Source organism: Cupriavidus cauae, from assembly GCF_008632125.1.
Taxonomy (GTDB): Bacteria; Pseudomonadota; Gammaproteobacteria; order Burkholderiales; family Burkholderiaceae; genus Cupriavidus; species Cupriavidus cauae.
Genome location: NZ_VWRN01000022.1, coordinates 152527 through 175029 on the forward strand (window position 1 = coordinate 152527; position 22503 = coordinate 175029).

Sequence of the window (22503 nt, forward strand, 5' to 3'; positions counted from 1 at the left end):
CTTAATCCACCGGGCCCACGAAAAAGGTACGCCCGCCGGTCAGTCTTGGTCCCGTCGGCCACCGGCATTGCGCCAGTCACCGTTTGGGTTGATCAACTTGAAGTCGGTGTGCCAGGCGGTCTGAACGATGTGACAAGTCAGGAGCCGCTAGGCCTGGGGTTCGCTTTAACGGACCGCCCGGGTGGTGTTACAAGAGACGGCCGCAATAAAGCGGAAGTCCAGGATTATAGCACATAACCCTGGACCTGCAAGTCAACCGAGAACCTGTTGGTTCTTAGATGACGCGCGCTGCTTCGACCAGCCGGGAAACGACCCAGGACTTGGTCCGCGAGATCGGACGGCCTTCCTGGATCTCGACCTTGTCGCCTTCCTTGTACTGGTTGGCTTCGTCATGCGCCTTGTACTTCTTCGAGCGCAGCACGTACTTGCCATACAGCGGGTGCTTGACACGGTTTTCGACCAGGACCGTCACGGTCTTGTCCATCTTGTCGCTTACCACGCGGCCGACCAGGGTACGGCGAAGCGACGATTCCGTTTGTGCAGTTTCAGTCATTTCGAGTTCGCCTTTTCGTTCAGCACGGTATGCACCCGCGCGATGTCCTTGCGCACCTTCTTCAGCTGGCTGGTGTTCTGCAGCTGTTGGGTGGCCTTTTGCATGCGCAGGCTAAATTGGGCCTTCAGGAGCTCGGAGAGCTCTTGGTTCAGGCCTGCGGCGTCCTTGCCGCGAAGTTCGGATGCTTTCATCCCTGCTCTCCTTACGTCCCGACCTGGCGCACCACGAAATTGGTCGCGATCGGCAGCTTGGCCGCCGCGAGGCGGAACGCCTCACGCGCCAGCTCTTCGCTCACGCCATCCATTTCGTACAGCATCTTGCCCGGCTGGATTTCAGCCACGTAGTATTCCGGATTGCCCTTGCCGTTACCCATACGGACTTCGGCGGGCTTCTTCGAGATCGGCTTGTCCGGGAAGATCCGGATCCAGATGCGGCCGCCACGCTTGATGTGGCGGGTCATCGCACGACGTGCCGACTCGATCTGACGAGCCGTCAGACGGCCACGGCCCATTGCCTTCAGGCCGAATTCGCCGAAAGACACGGCGTTGCCACGGGTAGCCTTACCCGTGTTGCGGCCTTTCTGCTCCTTGCGATATTTTCTGCGCTTCGGTTGCAGCATCGTTATTCTCCACTCTTCGCGTCTGCGCCAGGCGCAGCGCGGCGACCGGCACCAGCGCCACCGCGGCGGTTGCCACCCGGACGGCCTTCACCGTCACGACGACGACCGTCCGGACGACCCGGGCGACGACGACGTTCGTCTTGCGGCTCTTCCACCACCGGCGCGTCGTTGCGGCCGAGGTGATCACCCTTGTAGACCCACACCTTGACACCGATGATGCCGTAGGTGGTTTCCGCTTCGGAGAAGCCGTAGTCGATGTCGGCACGCAGGGTGTGCAGGGGCACGCGGCCCTCGCGGTACCACTCGGTACGTGCGATTTCGATACCGTTCAGACGGCCCGAGCTCATGATCTTGATGCCCTGGGCGCCCAGGCGCATCGCGTTCTGCATCGCGCGCTTCATCGCGCGGCGGAACATGATGCGGCGCTCGAGCTGCTGGGTGATCGAGTCGGCGATCAGCTGAGCATCGGTTTCCGGCTTGCGGATTTCCTCGATGTTCACGTGCACGGGCACGCCCATGCGACGCTGCAGCTCGGCCTTCAGCAGTTCGATGTCCTCACCCTTCTTGCCGATCACCACGCCCGGACGCGAGCTGTAGATGGTGAGACGGGCATTGCGGGCGGGGCGCTCGATGACGACGCGGCCCACCGAAGCGTTCTTGAGCTTCTTCTTCAGAAAGTCGCGAACTTCGATGTCTTCCTTCAGCATGCCGGCGAACTTCGTGTTGTTGGCGTACCAACGCGAAGCCCAGTTACGGCTGACGGCCAGACGGAAGCCAGTCGGATGAATCTTCTGTCCCATCGTGACTCCTTAGTTGCCGAGCGTCACAGTGATGTGACAGGTTTGTTTCTCGATGCGGTTGCCGCGGCCCTTTGCCCGTGCGGTGAAGCGCTTGAGCGAGGTTGCCTTGTCGACGTAGATCGATTTGACCTTCAGCTCGTCGATGTCGGCGCCTTCGTTGTGCTCGGCGTTGGCGATGGCCGATTCGACCACCTTCTTCACGATCCCGGCGGCCTTCTTCGGGCTGAACGCCAGGATGTTGAGCGCGCGCTCGATCGGCAGACCACGGATCTGGTCGGCGACCAGGCGCGTCTTCTGGGCGGAGATGCGGGCACCGCGATGAATCGCTTTCACTTCCATGATGGCACCTTACCTCTTCGCTTTCTTGTCAGCCGCGTGGCCCTTGAACGTGCGCGTCAGCGCAAATTCACCGAGCTTGTGGCCGACCATGTTTTCCGTGACGTACACCGGCACGTGTTGACGGCCGTTGTGGACGGCGATCGTCAGGCCGATGAACTCCGGCAGAATGGTCGAGCGGCGCGACCACGTCTTGATGGGTTTCTTGTCCTTGCCGCTGACAGCCGTTTCCACCTTCTTCAGCAGGTGGGCGTCACAGAAAGGACCCTTTTTTGCAGAACGAGTCATGTGTTTAGCTCCTACCTACCGATTAACGCTTGTGGCGGCGCTGCACGATCATGCTGGCAGTGCGCTTGTTGCTGCGGGTGCGGTAACCCTTGGTCGGGGTGCCCCACGGCGACACAGGATCGCGACCAGCAGCGGTACGGCCTTCACCACCACCGTGCGGGTGGTCGATCGGGTTCATCACCACGCCGCGGACGGTCGGGCGAATACCGCGCCAGCGCGTCGCGCCGGCCTTGCCGATCACGCGCAGGCTGTGCTCTTCGTTGCCCACTTCACCGATGGTGGCGCGGCATTCGATATGCACGCGGCGCACTTCACCGGAGCGCAGACGCACCTGGGCGTAGACGCCTTCGCGAGCCAGCAGCACGGCGGAACCGCCGGCGGCACGCGCGATCTGGGCGCCCTTGCCCGGCAGCATTTCCACGTTGTTGATCGTGGTACCGACCGGGATGTTGCGGATCGGCAGGTTGTTGCCGGCCTTGATCGGGGCTTCCGCGCCGTTCATCAGCTGCTGGCCGGCAACCATGCCCTTGGTGGCGATGATGTAGCGGCGCTCGCCGTCGGCGAACAGCACCAGCGCGATGTTGGCGCTGCGGTTCGGATCGTATTCCAGGCGCTCGACCTTGGCGGGGATGCCGTCCTTGTCGTTGCGCTTGAAGTCGACCACACGGTAGTGATGCTTGTGGCCACCGCCCTTGTGACGGGTGGTGATGTGGCCATTGTTGTTACGGCCCGACTTCTGGAATTGCTTTTCCAGCAGCGGCGCGTACGGTTCGCCCTTGTGCAGGTTGCGGTTGACAACCTTCACCATCGAGCGGCGACCCGGGGAAGTCGGCTTGGTCTTGACGAGTGCCATGATTACTTGGCCTCCGCTTCAAAATTGATTTCCTGACCCGGCTTCAGCGACACGTAGGCCTTCTTCACATGGTTGCGACGACCCATGAAGCGACCGAAACGCTTTTGCTTGCCCTTCTGGTTCAGGATCTGAACGGACTGCACCTCGACCTTGAACAGCAGTTCGACCGCCGCCTTCACTTCCGCCTTGTTGGCGTCGCGAGCGACTTCGAACACCACTTGTTCGTTCTTGTCGGCGACCAGGGTTGCCTTTTCGGAAACCACCGGCGCGAGCAGCACCTGCATCAAACGATGATCGTTCTTGGCTACTTGCGTCATTTGAGCAACTCCTCGATCTGCGCGACGGCCGCCTTGGTCACCAGCACCTTCTTGTAGTGCACGAGCGACAGCGGATCGGCGTGGCGCGGCTCGACAACCGCCACGTGCGGCAGGTTGCGCGAAGCCAGGTAGAGGTTTTCGTCGAGGTTGTCGGTGATGATCAGCACCGAGTCCAGACCCATGGCCTTGAACTTGTCGGCCAGCAGCTTGGTCTTGGGCGCGTCGACGGAGAAACCCTCTACCACGTTGATACGACCTTCCCGGGCCAGCTGCGAATAGATCGAGCGCATGCCGGCACGGAACATCTTCTTGTTGACCTTCTGGCTGAAGTTCTCTTCCGGCGAGTTCGGGAAGATACGGCCGCCCCCGCGCCACAGCGGCGACGAGGACATACCGGCACGAGCACGGCCCGTACCCTTCTGACGCCACGGTTTCTTCGTGGTGTGCTTGACCTCTTCGCGGTCCTTCTGCTTCCGGTTGCCGCTACGCGCGTTGGCCTGGTAAGCGACGACGATCTGGTGAACCAGAGCTTCGTTGTAATCGCGGCCGAAGACTTCGGGCGAGGCGGAGACGCCTGCACCGATCTGGCCGTTGTCCTGGAGGAGCTTAAGTTCCATGTGTCCGCTCCTTAAGCCGCAGCTTTGGCCTTGACGGCCGGGGTAACGATGACTTTGCCGCCCTTCGAACCCGGGATCGCGCCCTTGACCAGCAGCAGCTTGCGCTCTGCGTCGATCTTGGCGATGACCAGGTTTTGGACGGTACGCGTGACGTCACCGAGGTGGCCGGTCATGCGCTTGCCCGGGAACACACGGCCCGGATCCTGCGCCATACCGATCGAACCCGGCACGTTGTGCGAACGCGAGTTACCGTGCGTGGCACGGCCCGACGCGAAGTGGTAGCGCTTGATGGTACCGGCGTAGCCCTTACCGATCGTCACGCCCTGCACGTCGATCTTCTGGCCGACCGCGAACAGGTCGACCGACAGCGTGCCGCCGGCTTGCAGCTCGGCAGCCTTGGCTGCATCCACGCGGAATTCTTTGATGACTTCGCCCGCTTCCACACCGGCTTTGGCGAGGTGACCCGCCAGCGGCTTGGTGACGCGGCTTGCGCGCCGGGCGCCGAAGGTGACTTGCACCGCGGTATAACCGTCGGTCTCGTCCGTCTTGATTTGCGTCACGCGGTTGTCGCCGACCTCGATCACGGTCACGGGAATTGCTTCACCGTCGTCCGTGAAAATACGGGTCATGCCAACCTTGCGACCTACAAGGCCAAGGCTCATGGTTTGCTCCATTCCCGGCTGCGATTGGCCGGGGCTGATTGATACACGAAACGTGTTGAGTGTTTCTGGTGTCGGGGGCTTGCGCAAAAGAGACGGCGCGCGGCCAAAACGGCCAGCCCAATACCCATAGATAGATGGGTAGCCTTACACTATATCGCAGCGTCCTGGAAAGGGCAACTGCAATCTGGCAAGGGGTTCAGCAAATGGGGTTTTGCTGTTGCAACGTGGTTGATACGTCGCTATTTCGGCGTTCCGGCACCGAAAAAGGAAAACGGCGAACTTGCGTTCGCCGTTCCACTGCAGAGCGGCCGCGCGGGGCGGCCGGTCTCGTCGGATCGATTACACCTTGATCTCGACGTCCACGCCAGCCGGCAGGTCCAGCTTCATCAGCGCGTCGACGGTCTTTTCCGACGGGTCGACGATGTCCAGCAGACGCTGATGGGTGCGGATCTCGAACTGATCGCGGCTGGTCTTGTTCACGTGCGGCGAACGCAGGATGTCGAAGCGCTCGATGCGGGTCGGCAGGGGAACCGGGCCCTTGACGATCGCGCCGGTGCGCTTGGCGGTATCCACGATTTCGGCGGCCGACTGGTCGATCAGGCGATAGTCGAAAGCCTTCAGGCGGATACGGATCTTCTGGTTCTGCATGATTTTTCCTTAAAAGAGCGATGGGCCGTCACGGCCCGGTGGTAGCAGGGACGGGCGGAGGCCACCCGTCCCGACAGCCTGGTTTAGTCCAGGATCTTGGCGACGACGCCGGCGCCGACGGTGCGGCCGCCTTCACGGATGGCGAAGCGCAGGCCTTCTTCCATCGCGATCGGGGCGATCAGCTTGACGGTGATCGACACGTTGTCGCCCGGCATGACCATTTCCTTGTCCTTCGGCAGCTCGATCGAGCCGGTCACGTCGGTCGTGCGGAAATAGAACTGCGGACGGTAGTTGTTGAAGAACGGGGTGTGACGGCCACCTTCGTCCTTCGACAGGATGTACACCTCGCCGGTGAAGTGCGTGTGCGGCTTGATCGAACCCGGCTTGCACAGCACCTGGCCGCGCTCGACGTCTTCACGCTTGGTGCCGCGCAGCAGCAGACCGACGTTGTCGCCAGCCTGGCCCTGGTCCAGCAGCTTGCGGAACATTTCCACGCCGGTGCAGGTGGTCTTGACCGTCGGGCGGATGCCGACGATTTCGATTTCCTCGCCGACCTTGATCACGCCACGCTCGATACGGCCGGTCACCACGGTACCGCGGCCCGAGATCGAGAACACGTCTTCGACCGGCATCAGGAACGTGCCGTCCACGGCGCGCTCCGGCGTCGGGATGTAGGTGTCCAGTGCCTCGGCCAGGCGCATGATCGCCTCTTCGCCCAGGTCACCCTTGTCGCCTTCGAGCGCCAGCTTGGCCGAACCCTTGATGATCGGGGTGTCGTCGCCGGGGAACTCGTACTTCGACAGCAGCTCGCGCACTTCCATTTCCACCAGCTCGAGCAGCTCGGCGTCGTCCACCATGTCGCACTTGTTCAGGAACACGATGATGTACGGCACGCCGACCTGACGGGCCAGCAGGATGTGCTCGCGCGTCTGCGGCATCGGGCCGTCAGCGGCCGAGCACACCAGGATCGCGCCGTCCATCTGCGCAGCGCCGGTGATCATGTTCTTGACGTAGTCTGCGTGGCCCGGGCAGTCAACGTGCGCGTAGTGGCGGTTGGCCGTCTCGTACTCGACGTGCGCGGTGTTGATGGTAATACCGCGTGCCTTCTCTTCCGGCGCCGCATCAATTTCGTCGTACTTCTTCGCGGCACCGCCGAACTTCGAAGCCAGCACCGTCGCAATCGCCGCCGTCAGCGTCGTCTTGCCGTGGTCAACGTGACCAATCGTACCAACGTTCACGTGCGGCTTGGTCCGCTCGAACTTTTCCTTTGCCATTTTCTTCAGCTCCTAATGGAATGCAGTCTTGTGGATTCATCACGCCGCCACGCCCTGGCGGGCGCAGCGGCATACAGCCTGTTTACTTGCCCTTGGCCGCCATCACTGCTTCGGCGATGTTCTTCGGTGCCTCGGCGTAGTGCTTGAATTCCATGGTGTAGGTGGCGCGGCCTTGCGTGGCCGAGCGCAGCGCGGTCGAATAACCGAACATTTCCGACAGCGGGACTTCGGCCTTGATGATCTTGCCGCCGCCAACCATGTCGTCCATGCCCTGCACGATGCCGCGGCGGGACGACAGGTCGCCCATCACGGTACCGGTGTAGTCTTCCGGCGTTTCCACTTCCACGGCCATCATCGGCTCGAGCAGAACCGGGCTGGCCTTGCGCATGGCTTCCTTGAAAGCCATCGAGCCGGCCATGCGGAACGCGTTTTCGTTCGAGTCCACGTCGTGGTACGAACCGAACGTCAGCGTGACCTTCACGTCCACCACCGGGAAGCCCGCCAGGACACCGGCCTGCAGCGTGTCGCTGATACCCTTCTCGACCGCCGGGATGTATTCGCGAGGAATCACACCGCCCTTGATGGCGTCGACGAACTCGAAGCCCTTGCCCGGCTCCTGCGGTTCCAGCGTGATCACGGCGTGGCCGTACTGGCCGCGGCCGCCCGACTGCTTGACGAACTTGCCTTCGACGTCCTCGGCCTTCTTGCGGATGGTTTCGCGGTAGGCCACCTGCGGCGCGCCGATGTTGGCTTCCACGCCGAATTCGCGCTTCATGCGGTCGACCAGAATTTCGAGGTGGAGCTCGCCCATGCCCGAAATGATCGTCTGGCCCGATTCTTCATCGGTACGCACGCGGAACGACGGGTCTTCGGCGGCCAGGCGGTTCAGGGCGATGCCCATCTTTTCCTGGTCGGCCTTGGTCTTCGGCTCGACCGCCTGCGAGATCACCGGCTCCGGGAACACCATGCGCTCGAGCACGATCGGTGCCGACGGATCGCACAGCGTGTCGCCCGTGGTGGCATCCTTCAGGCCCACCGCGGCGGCGATGTCGCCGGCCAGCACTTCCTTGATTTCTTCGCGCTGGTTGGCGTGCATCTGCAGAATACGGCCCAGACGCTCCTTCTTCTGCTTCACCGGGTTGTACACGGTGTCGCCCGAATTGATCTTGCCCGAGTAGACGCGGAAGAAGATCAGCTGGCCGACGAACGGGTCGGTCATGATCTTGAACGCCAGCGCCGAGAACTTCTCGTTGTCGTCGGCCTTGCGCTCGAGCTTCTTCTCGTCGTCGCTTTCGTCCACGCCCTTGACCGGCGGAATATCGACCGGCGACGGCAGGAAGTCGATCACGGCGTCGAGCATGCGCTGCACGCCCTTGTTCTTGAACGCGGTGCCGCACAGCATCGGCTGGATTTCGCAGGCGATGGTACGGTCACGCAGCGCCTTGACGATCTCGGCGCGGGTCAGCTCTTCGCCGCCCAGGTACTTTTCCATCAGCTCTTCGCTGGCTTCGGCGGCGGACTCGACCATCTTCTCGCGCCATTCGTCAGCGGTCGCCTGCAGCTCGGCCGGGATGTCCTTGTATTCGAACTTCACGCCCTGGCTGGCTTCGTCCCAGATGATCGCCTTCATTTCCAGCAGGTCGATCACGCCCTGGAAGCCGTCTTCAGCGCCGATCGGCACCACCACGGGCACCGGGTTGGCCTTCAGGCGGGTCTTCAGCTGCTCGTAGACCTTGAAGAAGTTGGCACCGGTACGGTCCATCTTGTTGACGAAGGCCAGACGCGGCACGCCGTACTTGTTGGCCTGACGCCAGACGGTTTCCGACTGCGGCTGCACGCCGCCCACGGCGCAGTACACCATGCAGGCGCCGTCCAGCACGCGCATGGAACGCTCCACCTCGATGGTGAAGTCCACGTGGCCCGGGGTGTCGATGATGTTGAAGCGGTGCTCGGGGTAGTTGCCGGCCATGCCCTTCCAGAAGGCGGTGGTGGCAGCGGAGGTGATGGTAATACCACGCTCCTGCTCCTGCTCCATCCAGTCCATCGTGGCGGCGCCATCGTGCACTTCACCGATCTTGTGGTTCACACCGGTGTAGAACAGGATGCGCTCGGTGGTGGTGGTTTTACCCGCGTCAATGTGAGCCGAGATACCGATATTGCGGTAACGCTCGATGGGAGTCTTACGAGCCACTTTAATCCTCTAATTCGTCAGTGAGGCGCCGGCATCTCTTGGCCTACGCCCCTAACACAAACGGGCGAGATGTGTAAAAACACAGCCCGCCCGGCAACCAACTGCGAATCCCGCGCGCTTTAGAAGCGGAAGTGCGAGAACGCCTTGTTGGCTTCGGCCATGCGGTGCACTTCGTCGCGCTTCTTCATCGCGCCGCCACGACCTTCCGCTGCCTCAAGCAGTTCGCCAGCCAAGCGCAGCGCCATCGACTTCTCGCTACGCTTCTTCGCGGCCTCACGCAGCCAACGCATCGCCAATGCCAAACGACGCGACGGACGGACTTCGACCGGAACCTGATAGTTGGCGCCACCGACGCGGCGGCTCTTCACTTCCACCACCGGCTTCACGTTGTTGATCGCAACGGAGAACACTTCGATGGGGGCCTTGCCTGCCTTCTTTTCGATCTGGTCGAACGCGCCATAAACGATGCGCTCGGCAACCGACTTCTTGCCGTCCAGCATCAGCACGTTCATGAACTTGGCAACTTCGACGTTACCGAACTTCGGATCAGGCAGGATTTCCCGCTTGGGGACTTCACGACGACGTGGCATCTTCTTTCCTTTGGATTCAGTTGAGTGCGGGTTCTTCCGCGCTCTGGCCACCAACTAGCTTGCCTTCCTGCGCCAGGGGCGCGGCAAATTCGCCGGGTGGACCACTTACTCGACGGCACGGCGCAGCAAACTGGCCGTTGTACCGCCGCTTGTTGACAGCAACATGACGCTGGGCGCCAGCCACCATCGCTTGTGTTGCTGGCTCAGGCAGCCTTCGGACGCTTCGCGCCGTACTTCGAACGCGCTTGCTTGCGGTCCTTGACGCCTTGCAGGTCGAGCGAGCCGCGCACGATGTGGTAACGCACACCCGGCAAGTCCTTGACACGACCACCGCGGATCAGCACGACCGAGTGTTCCTGCAGGTTGTGGCCTTCACCGCCGATATACGAGATGACCTCGAAACCGTTGGTCAGGCGCACCTTGGCGACCTTACGCAGTGCCGAGTTCGGCTTCTTCGGCGTGGTGGTGTACACGCGGGTGCACACGCCACGGCGTTGGGGGCAGTTCTCAAGCGCCGGGCTCTTGCTCTTGATGACTTCAGAGACGCGCGGCTTGCGAACCAGTTGGTTGATAGTTGGCATTGTTCAATCCAGCTTGGTTTTACAAAAAAACACCGCTTCGGCGACGAACCGGCGGCACGCCAGCAAGCGCGACGACGATCGACGAAACGGTAGGACGGGTTTTGGGCGGGAGCAGGTGAGCAGAACGCTCTGGGACGGGACTGTGTGAACAACCAGGCTTGCCAAAGAGCGCGAGCTCGCCTGGGATCCCGCTGGGCCGGCCAGGTCGGCGATGACCTGTCTGCCGGGGCGATCGCCGGACACTGGGTGCCACCAAACGACGCGCGAGCGAAATCCGAAGCCAAAAACTCGAATCCGGCATGCTAGCAGCGCACCGATCAGCGGTCAAGCGGTTTACCTCGAGCAAATCGCTTTATGAGACGGCCGCCCCCGCCGGTGTCGTGTAGGACCTCCGGGATCCGGCAACCCGCCTGCGGCCGGGCCGCAGTTCATGCCTTCTGCAGCACTTCCAGCAGCTCGTCGCCATAGCGTTCCAGCTTGGCCGCGCCGATACCCGGCACCTCCGCCAGTTCCGCCATGCTGTCGGGCGCGCTGCGCGCCAACTGGGCCAGCGTCGCATCGTGGAAGATCACATAGGCCGGCACGCCGTGCTCCCGCGCGGTTTCGGCGCGCCAGCGCCGCAGCGCCTCCCAGTTGGCCAGCGCCTGTTCGTCCATCTGCGCGGTATGGTCGACGCGGTTGCCGCGCCCGGTGCTGCCGCGCTCGCCCCGGGCCGGCTTGCTGACCTGGCGGCGCAGCGTGATGCTGGTCTCGCCCTTGAGCACCGCGCGCGCCGATTCGCCCAGCAGCAGGGCCCCGTGGCCGCCATGGTCGATCACCAGCAGGCCGTGCGCGATCAGCTGGCGGAAGATGGCATGCCATTCGGACACCGACCGGTCCGCGCCGATGCCGAAGGTCGACACCTTGTCGTGGCCCCACTGGCGGATCTTCTCGGTGGCGTTGCCGCGCAGCACGTCGATCAGATGCGTCGCGCCGAAGTGCACGCGGCTGGCCTGGGCGGTGCGGTAGACGCAGGACAGCGCCATCTGCGCCTCGCGCGTGCCGTCCCACGTGGCCGGCGGCTCCAGGCAGGTATCGCAGTTGCCGCAGGGCTCGCTCGCCTCGCCGAAATACGCGAGGATGCGCACGCGCCGGCAGCCGGCGGTCTCGCACAGGCCCAGCAAGGCGTCGAGCTTGGCCGACGACACGCGCTTGTGCGCTTCGTCGGCCTCCGATTCGTCGATCATCCGCTTCTGCTGCACCACGTCGCCGAGGCCATAGGCCATCCAGGCATTGGCCGGCAGGCCGTCGCGCCCGGCCCGGCCGGTCTCCTGGTAATAGCCCTCCATGCTCTTGGGCAGGTCGAGGTGGGCGACGAAGCGGACGTCCGGCTTGTCGATGCCCATGCCGAAGGCGATCGTGGCCACCATCACCAGCCCTTCCTCGTCGCGGAAGCGCGCCTGGTGCTGCTGCCGCACGGCCGCGTCCATGCCGGCGTGGTACGGCAGCGCATTGATGCCGTGGCCGCGCAGCCAGTCGGCGGTCTCCTCGACCTTGCGGCGCGACAGGCAGTAGACGATGCCGCTGTCGTGCGTGCCGTCCGCGGCCATGTGCTCGGCCTTGATGAAGGCCAGCAGCTGCTGGCGGGCGTTGTCCTTCTCGACGATGCGATAGCGGATATTGGGACGATCGAAGCTCGACAGGAAGACGCGCGCATCGTCCAGCGCCAGGCGCTCGACGATCTCCTGCCGCGTCACGTCATCCGCCGTCGCGGTCAGCGCGATGCGCGGCACCTGCGGGAAGCGCTCGTGCAGCACCGACAGCTGGATGTATTCCGGCCGGAAGTCGTGGCCCCACTGCGACACGCAGTGCGCCTCGTCGATCGCGAACAGGCCCACGCGGGTGCGGTCGAGCAGGTCCTGGAAGCGCGGCGTCATCAGCCGCTCCGGCGCGACGTACAGGATCTCGAGGCGCCCGGCCAGCAGGTCGCGCTCGACCGCCGACGCCTCCGCGCCGGTCAGCGTGGAGTTCAGCACCGCGGCCCGCACGCCGGCTTCGGTCAGCGCGGCGACCTGGTCCTGCATCAGCGCGATCAGCGGCGACACGACGATGCCGACGCCGTGGCCGGCACGCTGGCGCAGCAGCGCCGGAATCTGGTAGCACAGCGACTTGCCGCCGCCGGTCGGCATCAGCACCAGGCAATCGCCGCCCTCGGCCACGTGCTCGATGATTTCCGCCTGGCGGCCGCGGAAGGCGTGATAGCCGAAAACATCCTTCAGAATCGCCAGGGCAAGGGACATAGCAACTGCGGAAACGGGGCAAGGTGTCGGAAAGGCGTAACCATACCACCGCACCGGCTTCCGATCGCTTCGAATCGTGACGGCGCCCGCCATCGTCGGCCATCGCCGCGCCGGCGTGGCATCCCGCCTCGCCGCGCCCTGCTGCGCCACTGCTGCGCCACTGCCGTGCTCCTGCCGTGCTCCTGCCGTGCCCCTGCCGTGCTCCTGCCGTGCTCCTGCCGTGCTCCTGCCGTGCTCCTGCCGTGCTCCTGCCGTGCTCCTGCCGTGCCCCCGGCCGTGCTCTTGCCGCGCCCCCTGCCGCGCCCCTGCCGCGCGCGTCGGCTGCCACGTGGATACGGCCGCCGGAATCAGGTCTTCGCCGTATCACACCCCAACGTCGCGGATTTTCGATTTTCGTCTGGTGCTTGCGTGGCGGACGGTGATGTATTCGAGAATCCCAAGTCGGCTCCGGAAACCGTAAGACAGCGCCCCGTTGCGACGACGAAGATCTGCCTCGTCCAATCGTTGTTCAAGCAACGATGACGACGATCAGAACCATCGCAGTGTTTTGGACGCGGTCTTTTGGACGCGGCCTTTTGGAGTTTCCTGGAGCTTTCCCATGCTTGTCTCGCCCATTTCCCATCCCCAACACCCGGTCCAGCCGCTCGCGACCGCGGCGCAGGAGTCGAACCTCGTCGGCGCCGCCGAGGCGGCTGCCGTCAGCGCCGGCGGCGACCTGGACCTGTTCGCCGCCGCGAAGTTCTACCGCGAAAAGGCCGATGAACTGGCGAAGCTGTCGCAGCAGAGCGGCAACTACGAAACCGCGACGCTGAGCGATTCGGAGATCAAGTCGCTGCGCAACGCGGGCGTGCCGATCGATGCCCTCCTGAAGCAATATGGCCAGAAGCTGGGCTCGCGCCAGTTCGGCGTGCTGTCCGACCTGATCATGGAGACGCTGGAGAAGCCGGTTGGCTTCGCCGCCGGCGATGCGGTCCCGGCGCAGTCGGCGGCGATCACCGTAGCGGCGCGCGCCTACGTGTAGGCGGCATCGCGCGTTTGGTCCTGGCGTTGACTCCAACGTCAGGCGGCCAAAAAAAAGCCCGGTGCGATTTCTCGCACCGGGCTTTTCACTACTGGCTTGCTGCTGCGACCGTACTGCAGCGACCGTACTACAGCGGCCTCGCTACAGCCTCTTTGCCGCAGCGTTACCGCATCGGCCTCAGACCGCCGGCGTATCGCCGCCGTTCTCGGTGGTGGCATGCACCTCCGACGGCTCCATGAAGAGCGACTGCTCTTCTTCGGAGATCGCCTGGGCGCGTTCGCGCTCGGCCGCCTCGCGCGCCTTGCGGGCGCGGTGGTAGGCCAGGCCCGTACCGGCCGGGATCAGACGACCCACGATCACGTTTTCCTTCAGACCACGCAGGTCGTCGGTCTTGCCCATGATCGCGGCTTCGGTCAGCACGCGCGTCGTTTCCTGGAACGATGCCGCCGAGATGAAGCTGTCGGTCGACAGCGACGCCTTGGTGATACCGAGCAGCAGGTTCTCGTAGGTTGCCGGACGCTTGCCTTCCGCGATCACGCGGTCGTTCTCGTCCAGCAGCTCCGAGCGCTCCACCTGTTCACCCGGGATGAACTTGGTGTCGCCGACATCGACAATCTGCACACGGCGCAGCATCTGACGCACGATCACTTCGATGTGCTTGTCGTTGATCTTCACGCCCTGCAGACGATAGACGTCCTGCACCTCGTCGACGATGTAGTGCGCCAGCTCCTCGATGCCCTTCAGGCGCAGGATGTCGTGCGGATCCGCCGGACCCTCGACGATCATCTCGCCCTTGTTCACCACCTGACCGTCGTGGACCAGCACCTGCTTTTCCTTGGCGATCAGGAACTCGTGCGCATTGCCGTCGAGGTCGGTAATGACCAGACGCTGCTTGCCCTTGGTGTCCTTGCCGAACGACACGGTACCGGTGACTTCCGCCAGCACGGCGGCGTCCTTCGGCGAACGCGCTTCGAACAGCTCGGCCACGCGCGGCAGACCACCGGTAATGTCGCGGGTCTTCTGCGACTCGGTCGGGATACGCGCCAGCACTTCACCGACGTGCACCTGCTGGCCGTCCTTGACGGTGATCAGCGCGCCGACCTGGAAGCCGATGGTCACGGAGTGGTCCGTGCCCGGAATCTTGACTTCCTGGCCGTTGGCGTCGAGCAGCTTCACCTGCGGGCGCAGGCCCTTGGTGGCAGCCGTACGGCGCTTGGCGTCGATCACGACCAGCGTCGACAGACCGGTAACCTCGTCCATCTGCTTGGCGACGGTCACGCCTTCTTCGACGTTCTCGAACTTGATCGTGCCCGAGTACTCCGACACGATCGGGCGCGTCAGCGCGTCCCAGGTCGCCAGTTGCGTGCCCGCCTTGATCGCCTGACCGTCCTGCACCAGCAGCGTGGCGCCGTACGGGATCTTGTGGCGCTCGCGCTCGCGGCCGTGGTCGTCGGTGATCAGCGCCTCGCCCGAACGCGAGATCACGATCAGTTCGCCCTTGGCGTTGGTCACGTAGCGCATCGTCGCGGTGAAGCGCACCGTACCGGTAGCCTTCGCTTCGACGCTCGAGGCGACCGCCGCACGCGATGCCGCACCGCCGATGTGGAACGTCCGCATCGTCAGCTGCGTGCCCGGCTCGCCGATCGACTGCGCGGCGATCACGCCGACCGCTTCGCCGGTGTTGACCAGCGTGCCGCGGCCCAGATCGCGGCCATAGCACTTGGCGCACAGGCCATAGCGCGTGTCGCACGACAGCGGGGTGCGGACCTTGACCTCGTCCACGCCGATCTGGTCGATCAGGTCGACCAGGTCTTCGTCCAGCAGCGTGCCGGCCTCGATCGCGGTTTCCTGCGTCTCGGGGTTGACCACGTCCGACACCGTCACGCGGCCCAGGATACGGTCGCGCAGCGCTTCGATGACTTCACCGCCTTCCACCAGCGCCTTCATCGCGACGCCGTTGGTGGTGCCGCAATCCTCCTCGACCACCACCAGATCCTGCGTCACGTCGACCAGACGACGGGTCAGGTAACCCGAGTTCGCGGTCTTCAGCGCGGTATCGGCCAGGCCCTTACGTGCACCGTGGGTCGAGATGAAGTACTGCAGAACGTTCAGGCCTTCGCGGAAGTTCGCGGTAATCGGCGTCTCGATGATCGAGCCGTCCGGCTTGGCCATCAGGCCACGCATGCCGGCCAGCTGACGGATCTGCGCCGCGGAACCCCGTGCGCCCGAGTCGGCCATCATGTAGATGGAGTTGAACGACTCCTGCTTGACGGTGTTGCCGTTGCGGTCGACCACGTCCTCGTGCTGCAGCTGCTCCATCATCGCCTTGCCGACCTGGTCGCCGGCGGCGCCCCAGATGTCCACGACGTTGTTGTAGCGCTCCTGGTCCGTCACCAGACCCGACATGTACTGCTTGTCGTATTCCTTCACCTTGGCCGCGGCGTCGGCGATGATCTTTTCCTTCTGCGGCGGCACCAGCATGTCGTCGATCGCGATCGAGATACCGGCGCGCGTGGCCAGGCGGAAGCCCGACTGCAGCAGCTTGTCGGCGAAGATCACCGTCTCGCGCAGGCCGCACTTGCGGAACGCGGTGTTGATCAGGCGCGAGATTTCCTTCTTCTTCAGCGGCTTGTTCAGCACCGAGAAAGGCAGGCCCTTCGGCAGGATCTCGGACAGGATCGCGCGGCCGACCGTGGTGGCCTGCAGCGTGATCTTCGGCGCGAAGCGCGCGTCGCCCTCGGCGTCCTTGTCGACCAGCTCATACTCGGTGATGCGCACGTTCACGCGCGAAGCCAGTTCGACTTCCTTGTTCTCGTAGGCGCGGATCACCTCGCTGACGTCGGCGAAAGTCATGCCCTCGCCCTTGCCGTTGATCTTGTCGCGGGTGGTGTAGTACAGGCCCAGCACCACGTCCTGCGACGGCACGATCGACGGATCGCCGTTGGCCGGGAACAGCACGTTGTTGGAGGCCAGCATCAGCGTGCGGGCTTCCATCTGCGCTTCCAGCGACAGCGGCACGTGGACTGCCATCTGGTCACCGTCGAAGTCGGCGTTGAACGCCGCGCAGACGAGCGGATGCAGCTGGATCGCCTTGCCTTCGATCAGCACCGGTTCGAAGGCCTGGATGCCCAGGCGGTGCAGCGTCGGCGCGCGGTTCAGCATCACCGGGTGCTCGCGGATCACCTCTTCGAGGATGTCCCACACGACCGGGGTCTGGCTTTCGACTTCCTTCTTGGCCGCCTTGATGGTGGTGGCGATGCCCATCGTTTCCAGCTTGTGGAAGATGAAGGGCTTGAACAGCTCCAGCGCCATCAGCTTGGGCAGGCCGCACTGGTGCAGCTTCAGCGTCGGGCCGACCACGATGACCGAACGGCCCGAGTAGTCGACGCGCTTGCCCAGCAGGTTCTGACGGAAACGACCGCCCTTGCCCTTGATCATCTCGGCCAGCGACTTCAGCGGACGCTTGTTGGCGCCGGTCATCGCCTTGCCGCGACGGCCGTTATCCAGCAGCGAGTCGACCGCTTCCTGCAGCATGCGCTTTTCGTTGCGCACGATGATTTCAGGGGCCTTCAGCTCGAGCAGGCGCTTCAACCGGTTGTTGCGGTTGATCACGCGGCGATACAGGTCGTTCAGGTCCGAGGTCGCGAAGCGGCCGCCGTCCAGCGGCACCAGCGGACGCAGCTCGGGCGGCAGCACCGGCAGCACTTCGAGGATCATCCACTCGGGCTTGATGCCCGAACGCTGGAAGGCCTCGAGCACCTTCAGGCGCTTGGCGTACTTCTTGATCTTGGCTTCGGAACCGGTGGCCTGCAGCTCGGCGCGGATCTGTTCGATCTGCTTCTCGATGTCGATGCCGCGCAGCAGTTCACGGATGCCCTCGGCACCCATCATCGCCACGAATTCGCCCTCGCCGTACTCCTCGCACTTCGCGATGTAGTCGTCCTCGGACATGATCTGGCTCTTCTTGAGCGGAGTCATGCCGGGCTCGAGCACCACGAACGCTTCGAAATACAGCACGCGCTCGATGTCGCGCAGCGTCATGTCGAGCACCATGCCCAGACGCGACGGCAGCGACTTCAGGAACCAGATGTGCGCGGTCGGCGCGGCCAGTTCGATATGGCCCATGCGCTCGCGGCGCACCTTCGCCAGCGTCACTTCGACGCCGCACTTCTCGCAGATCACGCCACGGTGCTTCAGGCGCTTGTACTTGCCGCACAGGCACTCGTAGTCCTTGATCGGACCGAAGATCTTGGCGCAGAACAGACCGTCGCGCTCGGGCTTGAACGTCCGGTAGTTGATGGTCTCCGGCTTCTTGACTTCGCCGTACGACCACGAGCGGATCTTCTCGGGCGAGGCCAGCCCGATCTTGATCGCGTCGAACTGCTCTTCCTGCTGAACCTGCTTAAAGAGATCGAGCAATGCTTTCATTGCAACTCCTTGTTTCGCCGCCGGCCCGAGGTAACGGGCCGCCGGCATTCATCCTGTGGGAAATCCGCCGGAGACGGCGTGACTGCCGCCTCCGTTCCGATCTGTCGATCAATAGCGATCCAGGTCGATATCGATACCCAGCGAGCGGATTTCCTTCACCAGCACGTTGAACGACTCCGGCATGCCGGCATCGATCGAGTGCTCGCCCTTGACGATGTTCTCGTACACCTTGGTACGGCCGTTCACGTCGTCGGACTTGACCGTCAGCATTTCCTGCAGCACGTAGGAGGCGCCGTACGCTTCCAGCGCCCACACTTCCATCTCGCCGAAACGCTGGCCGCCGAACTGCGCCTTGCCGCCCAGCGGCTGCTGGGTGACGAGCGAGTACGGACCGGTCGAACGGGCGTGCATCTTGTCGTCGACCAGGTGGTGCAGCTTCAGCATGTGCATCACACCCAGCGTGACCGGACGCTCGAACGCCTCGCCGGTGCGGCCGTCGTACAGCGTGACCTGCTGCTTCGACGCCGTCAGGCCCATCTCCTTGGCCACGTCGTCCGGGTAGGCCAGATCCAGCATGCGGCGGATCTCCTGCTCGTGCGCACCGTCGAACACCGGGGTCGCGAACGGCACGCCCTTCTTCAGGTTTTCCGCCAGCTCCAGGATCTCGGCGTCGCTCAGGCTGTCGAGGTCTTCCGGCTTGCCGCTCTCGTTGTAGATCTGAGCGAGCAGCGCACGGATTTCCTGCGCCTTGGCCTGCGCCTTCAGCATCGCGCCGATACGCTGGCCCAGGCCACGCGAGGCCCAGCCCAGGTGGGTCTCGAGAATCTGACCCACGTTCATCCGCGACGGCACGCCGAGCGGGTTCAGCACGATGTCGGCCGGGGTACCGTCCGCCATGTACGGCATGTCCTCGATCGGCACGATCTTCGACACCACGCCCTTGTTGCCGTGACGGCCGGCCATCTTGTCGCCAGGCTGCAGGCGGCGCTTGACGGCCAGGTAGACCTTGACCATCTTGATCACGCCCGGGGGCAGCTCGTCGCCCTGGGTCAGCTTCTTGCGCTTTTCCTCGAAGGCCAGGTCGAACTCGTGGCGCTTCTGCTCGATGGCTTCCTTGACCGCCTCGAGCTGGGCCGCGACTTCCTCGTCGGCCGGACGGATGTCGAACCAGTGGTACTTGTCCAGATCGTCCAGGTACTCCTTGGTCAGCTTCGCGCCCTTGGCCAGCTTCTTCGGACCGCCGTTGACCGTCTTGTCGATCAGCAGGCGTTCCAGACGCTGGAAGGCATCGCCCTCGACGATACGCAGCTGGTCGTTCAGGTCCAGGCGGTAGCGCTTGAGTTCGTCGTCGATGATCGACTGCGCGCGCTTGTCGCGGGTCACACCCTCACGGGTGAAGACCTGCACGTCGATCACGATGCCGCTCATGCCCGAGGGCACGCGCAGCGAGGTGTCCTTCACGTCGGACGCCTTCTCGCCGAAGATCGCGCGCAGCAGCTTCTCTTCCGGCGTCAGCTGGGTCTCGCCCTTGGGCGTGACCTTGCCGACCAGCACGTCGCCGGCCTCGACCTCGGCACCGATGTAGGTGATGCCGGACTCGTCCAGACGGGCCAGTTGCGCTTCGGCCAGGTTCGAGATGTCGCGCGTGATTTCCTCGGGTCCGAGCTTGGTGTCGCGGGCGACGACCGACAGCTCCTCGATGTGGATCGAGGTGTAGCGGTCTTCGGCAACGACGCGTTCCGAGATCAGGATCGAGTCTTCGAAGTTGTAGCCGTTCCAGGGCATGAACGCGACCAGCATGTTCTGGCCGAGCGCGAGCTCGCCCAGGTCGGTCGAGGCGCCATCGGCGATCACGTCGCCGCGGGCCACATGGTCGCCTACCTTGACCATCGGACGCTGGTTGATGTTCGTGTTCTGGTTCGAACGCGTGTACTTGATCAGGTTGTAGATGTCCACGCCGACTTCGCCGGCCACGGCTTCGTCGTCGTTGACGCGGATCACGATACGGTTCGCGTCGACATAGTCGACCACGCCGCCACGGGTCGCCTGCACGGCGGTGCCCGAGTCGACCGCGACGGTGCGCTCGATGCCGGTGCCGACCAGCGGCTTGTCCGGACGCAGACAAGGCACGGCCTGACGCTGCATGTTCGCGCCCATCAGTGCACGGTTCGCGTCATCGTGCTCGAGGAACGGCACCAGCGAGGCTGCCGCCGACACGATCTGCGACGGCGCCACGTCGATGTACTGCACGCGGTCCGGCGTGACCATGCGGGTCTCGCGCTCGCTGCCTTCGCGCGCCGACACCAGTTCGTCGATCAGGTTGCCTTCGGCGTCGACCGTCGCGTTGGCCTGCGCCACCACGTACTTGCCTTCCTCGATCGCGGACAGGTAGTCGACCTGGTCGGTCAGCTTGCCGTTCTCGACCTTGCGGTACGGCGTTTCCAGGAAGCCGTATTCGTTCAGGCGGGCGTACAGCGCCAGCGAGTTGATCAGACCGATGTTCGGACCTTCCGGCGTTTCGATCGGGCACACGCGGCCATAGTGGGTCGGGTGCACGTCGCGGACTTCGAAGCCCGCGCGCTCGCGCGTCAGACCGCCCGGGCCCAGAGCGGACACGCGGCGCTTGTGCGTGATCTCGGACAGCGGGTTGGTCTGGTCCATGAACTGCGACAGCTGCGACGAACCGAAGAACTCGCGGATCGCCGACGAGATCGGCTTCGAGTTGATCAGGTCGTGCGGCATCAGGTTCTCGGTCTCGGCCTGGCCCAGACGTTCCTTGACGGCGCGCTCCACACGCGACAGGCCGGCGCGGAACTGGTTCTCGGCCAGTTCGCCGACGCAACGCACGCGGCGGTTGCCCAGGTGGTCGATGTCGTCGACTTCGCCCTTGCCGTTGCGCAGGTTGACCAGGATCTTGATGGTCTCGAGGATGTCCTCGTCCTGCAGCACCATGCTGCCCTCGCCGCTCGGGCGGCCCAGGCGGCTGTTGACCTTCATGCGGCCCACGCGCGACAGGTCGTACGACTCCTCGCTGTAGAACAGGCGCTGGAACAGCGCTTCGACGGCGTCCTCGGTGGGCGGCTCGCCCGGGCGCATCATCCGGTAGATCGCGATACGGGCCGCGGTCTGGTCGGCGGTGTCGTCGGTGCGCAGGGTCTGCGAGATGTACGGACCCTGGTCCAGATCGTTGGTGTACAGCGTCTGGATCTGCTTGACGCCGGCTTCGCGCAGCGACTCGAGCAGCGTTTCGGTCAGCTCGTCGTTGGCGTTGGCGATCACCTCGCCGGTATCCGGGTCGATGATGTTCTTGGCCAGCACGCGGCCCAGCAGATAGTCTTCCGGCACGCTGATCAGCTTGGTGCCGGCGGACTCCAGGTCACGGATGTGCTTGGCGTTGATCCGCTTGTCCTTCTCGACCACGACACGGCCGTTCTTGTCGGCGATGTCGAAGCGAGCGACTTCGCCGCGCAGGCGCTCGGGCACGAACTCCAGCTGCGCGCCTTCGGCCTGCAACGTGAAGTTGTCGAACACGAAGAAGTGCGCGAGGATCTGTTCCGGCGTCAGGCCGATCGACTTCAGCAGGATCGTCACCGGCATCTTGCGGCGGCGGTCGACGCGGAAGTACAGGATGTCCTTCGGGTCGAACTCGAAGTCCAGCCACGAGCCGCGGTACGGAATGATCCGTGCCGAGAACAGCAGCTTGCCCGAGCTATGCGTCTTGCCCTTGTCGTGCTCGAAGAACACGCCCGGCGAACGGTGCAGCTGCGAGACGATCACGCGCTCGGTGCCGTTGATCACGAACGAGCCGGTCGAGGTCATGAGCGGAATCTCGCCCATGTAGACTTCCTGCTCCTTGACCTCCTTGACCTTGCCCGGATTCTCGCGATCGTTGATGATCAGGCGAACCTTGGCGCGCAGGGCCGAATGGAAGGTCAGGCCACGCTGTTGACATTCCTTGACGTCGAACGGCGGGTTGGACAGGTGATACGACACGAACTCCATACGGGCGAGCCCGTTATGGGAGACGATGGGGAAAATTGCGTTGAAGGCCGCTTGCAGGCCTTCGCTCTTGCGACGCGCGGGTGGCGTATCCGCTTGCAAGAACTGGGTGTACGATTCGATCTGGGTGGCTAGCAGGAATGGAACCTGGTGAACCGTCGCGCGCTTCGCAAAGCTTTTGCGAATGCGCTTCTTTTCGGTGAAGCTGTACGCCATGGGATCTCCGAATCATCGCAGGGCTGGCTGGACCTGACCGGCGCCTGAGGTGTTCAGCGACTGGGAGGGGATTTGGCGGTTGGCCGCTACCAACCTCTGGCTGACGGTGTCCGCACGCTGCGAAACGGCGCCATCATCCACGCGCGCCGGTCCGGGGAACACCCGACCAAACTTGTCTTCTGCAGTCGGTTCAGAAGACAAACATCAGCAGCAACCGCTTAGTGTGCCACT

Annotated in this window: 19 protein-coding genes; 1 reads left to right on the plus strand and 18 read right to left on the minus strand. The window is 63.8% G+C overall.

Annotated elements, in window-relative coordinates:
- Positions 1 to 274 precede the first annotated feature (274 nt).
- From rpsQ to recQ, 16 genes are all read right to left on the minus strand, one after another.
- Positions 275 to 553 (minus strand): 30S ribosomal protein S17, encoded by a 279-nt coding sequence (gene rpsQ / locus F1599_RS07030; protein ID WP_149319745.1) that lies wholly within the window; start codon positions 551 to 553, stop codon positions 275 to 277.
- Entirely contained in the window at positions 550 to 744 is a 195-nt protein-coding gene (rpmC, locus tag F1599_RS07035) for a 50S ribosomal protein L29 (RefSeq protein WP_006576239.1), read from the minus strand. The genes rpsQ and rpmC overlap by 4 nt, the downstream gene beginning before the upstream one ends.
- Before the next feature lie 11 nt (positions 745 to 755).
- Entirely contained in the window at positions 756 to 1172 is a 417-nt protein-coding gene (gene rplP / locus F1599_RS07040) for a 50S ribosomal protein L16 (protein ID WP_006576240.1), read from the minus strand.
- Between the two features lie 2 nt (positions 1173 to 1174).
- The gene (rpsC, locus tag F1599_RS07045) at positions 1175 to 1972 is read right to left on the minus strand and encodes a 30S ribosomal protein S3 (protein ID WP_023264853.1); all 798 of its coding nucleotides are present in this window, start codon (positions 1970 to 1972) and stop codon (positions 1175 to 1177) included.
- Between the two features lie 9 nt (positions 1973 to 1981).
- Complete coding sequence (gene rplV / locus F1599_RS07050; RefSeq protein WP_061956552.1) at positions 1982 to 2311, minus strand: 50S ribosomal protein L22; 330 nt, start codon at positions 2309 to 2311, stop codon at positions 1982 to 1984.
- 9 nt (positions 2312 to 2320) lie between these two features.
- On the minus strand, positions 2321 to 2596 hold the full coding sequence (gene rpsS, locus F1599_RS07055; RefSeq protein WP_006576244.1) for a 30S ribosomal protein S19: 276 nt from the start codon (positions 2594 to 2596) through the stop codon (positions 2321 to 2323).
- A gap of 22 nt (positions 2597 to 2618) precedes the next feature.
- Entirely contained in the window at positions 2619 to 3449 is an 831-nt protein-coding gene (gene rplB / locus F1599_RS07060) for a 50S ribosomal protein L2 (protein WP_149319746.1), read from the minus strand.
- Positions 3450 to 3451: 2 nt separating this feature from the next.
- A complete protein-coding gene (gene rplW / locus F1599_RS07065; RefSeq protein WP_006576245.1) occupies positions 3452 to 3766 on the minus strand; it encodes a 50S ribosomal protein L23 in 315 nt (104 codons plus the stop codon).
- Positions 3763 to 4383, minus strand: a complete 621-nt coding sequence (gene rplD, locus F1599_RS07070; protein WP_149319747.1) for a 50S ribosomal protein L4 — start codon at positions 4381 to 4383, stop codon at positions 3763 to 3765. The genes rplW and rplD overlap by 4 nt, the downstream gene beginning before the upstream one ends.
- Before the next feature lie 11 nt (positions 4384 to 4394).
- Entirely contained in the window at positions 4395 to 5045 is a 651-nt protein-coding gene (gene rplC / locus F1599_RS07075; RefSeq protein WP_006576247.1) for a 50S ribosomal protein L3, read from the minus strand.
- Positions 5046 to 5384: 339 nt separating this feature from the next.
- Entirely contained in the window at positions 5385 to 5693 is a 309-nt protein-coding gene (gene rpsJ, locus F1599_RS07080) for a 30S ribosomal protein S10 (protein ID WP_006576248.1), read from the minus strand.
- Between the two features lie 83 nt (positions 5694 to 5776).
- On the minus strand, positions 5777 to 6967 hold the full coding sequence (tuf, locus tag F1599_RS07085; protein WP_053822680.1) for an elongation factor Tu: 1191 nt from the start codon (positions 6965 to 6967) through the stop codon (positions 5777 to 5779).
- A gap of 82 nt (positions 6968 to 7049) precedes the next feature.
- Complete coding sequence (gene fusA, locus F1599_RS07090) at positions 7050 to 9158, minus strand: elongation factor G (protein WP_149319748.1); 2109 nt, start codon at positions 9156 to 9158, stop codon at positions 7050 to 7052.
- Between the two features lie 119 nt (positions 9159 to 9277).
- Positions 9278 to 9748 carry a 30S ribosomal protein S7 gene (rpsG, locus tag F1599_RS07095; RefSeq protein WP_006576502.1) on the minus strand — a complete coding sequence of 157 codons (471 nt, stop codon included), beginning with the start codon at positions 9746 to 9748 and terminating at the stop codon, positions 9278 to 9280.
- A gap of 203 nt (positions 9749 to 9951) precedes the next feature.
- Positions 9952 to 10329 carry a 30S ribosomal protein S12 gene (gene rpsL / locus F1599_RS07100; protein ID WP_006576501.1) on the minus strand — a complete coding sequence of 126 codons (378 nt, stop codon included), beginning with the start codon at positions 10327 to 10329 and terminating at the stop codon, positions 9952 to 9954.
- 428 nt (positions 10330 to 10757) lie between these two features.
- Positions 10758 to 12608 (minus strand): DNA helicase RecQ, encoded by a 1851-nt coding sequence (gene recQ, locus F1599_RS07105; protein ID WP_150082628.1) that lies wholly within the window; start codon positions 12606 to 12608, stop codon positions 10758 to 10760.
- Between the two features lie 598 nt (positions 12609 to 13206).
- Here recQ and F1599_RS07110 point away from each other — a divergent pair.
- A complete protein-coding gene (locus F1599_RS07110; RefSeq protein WP_150082629.1) occupies positions 13207 to 13629 on the plus strand; it encodes a hypothetical protein in 423 nt (140 codons plus the stop codon).
- 177 nt (positions 13630 to 13806) lie between these two features.
- On the opposite strand, the gene rpoC is transcribed toward F1599_RS07110, so the two are convergent.
- Both rpoC and rpoB read right to left on the minus strand, forming a co-directional pair.
- Positions 13807 to 18057, minus strand: coding sequence for a DNA-directed RNA polymerase subunit beta' (gene rpoC / locus F1599_RS07115; protein ID WP_149319751.1), 4251 nt, complete (start codon positions 18055 to 18057; stop codon positions 13807 to 13809).
- Between the two features lie 108 nt (positions 18058 to 18165).
- Positions 18166 to 22272, minus strand: coding sequence for a DNA-directed RNA polymerase subunit beta (rpoB, locus tag F1599_RS07120; RefSeq protein WP_149319752.1), 4107 nt, complete (start codon positions 22270 to 22272; stop codon positions 18166 to 18168).
- Positions 22273 to 22503 lie beyond the last annotated feature (231 nt).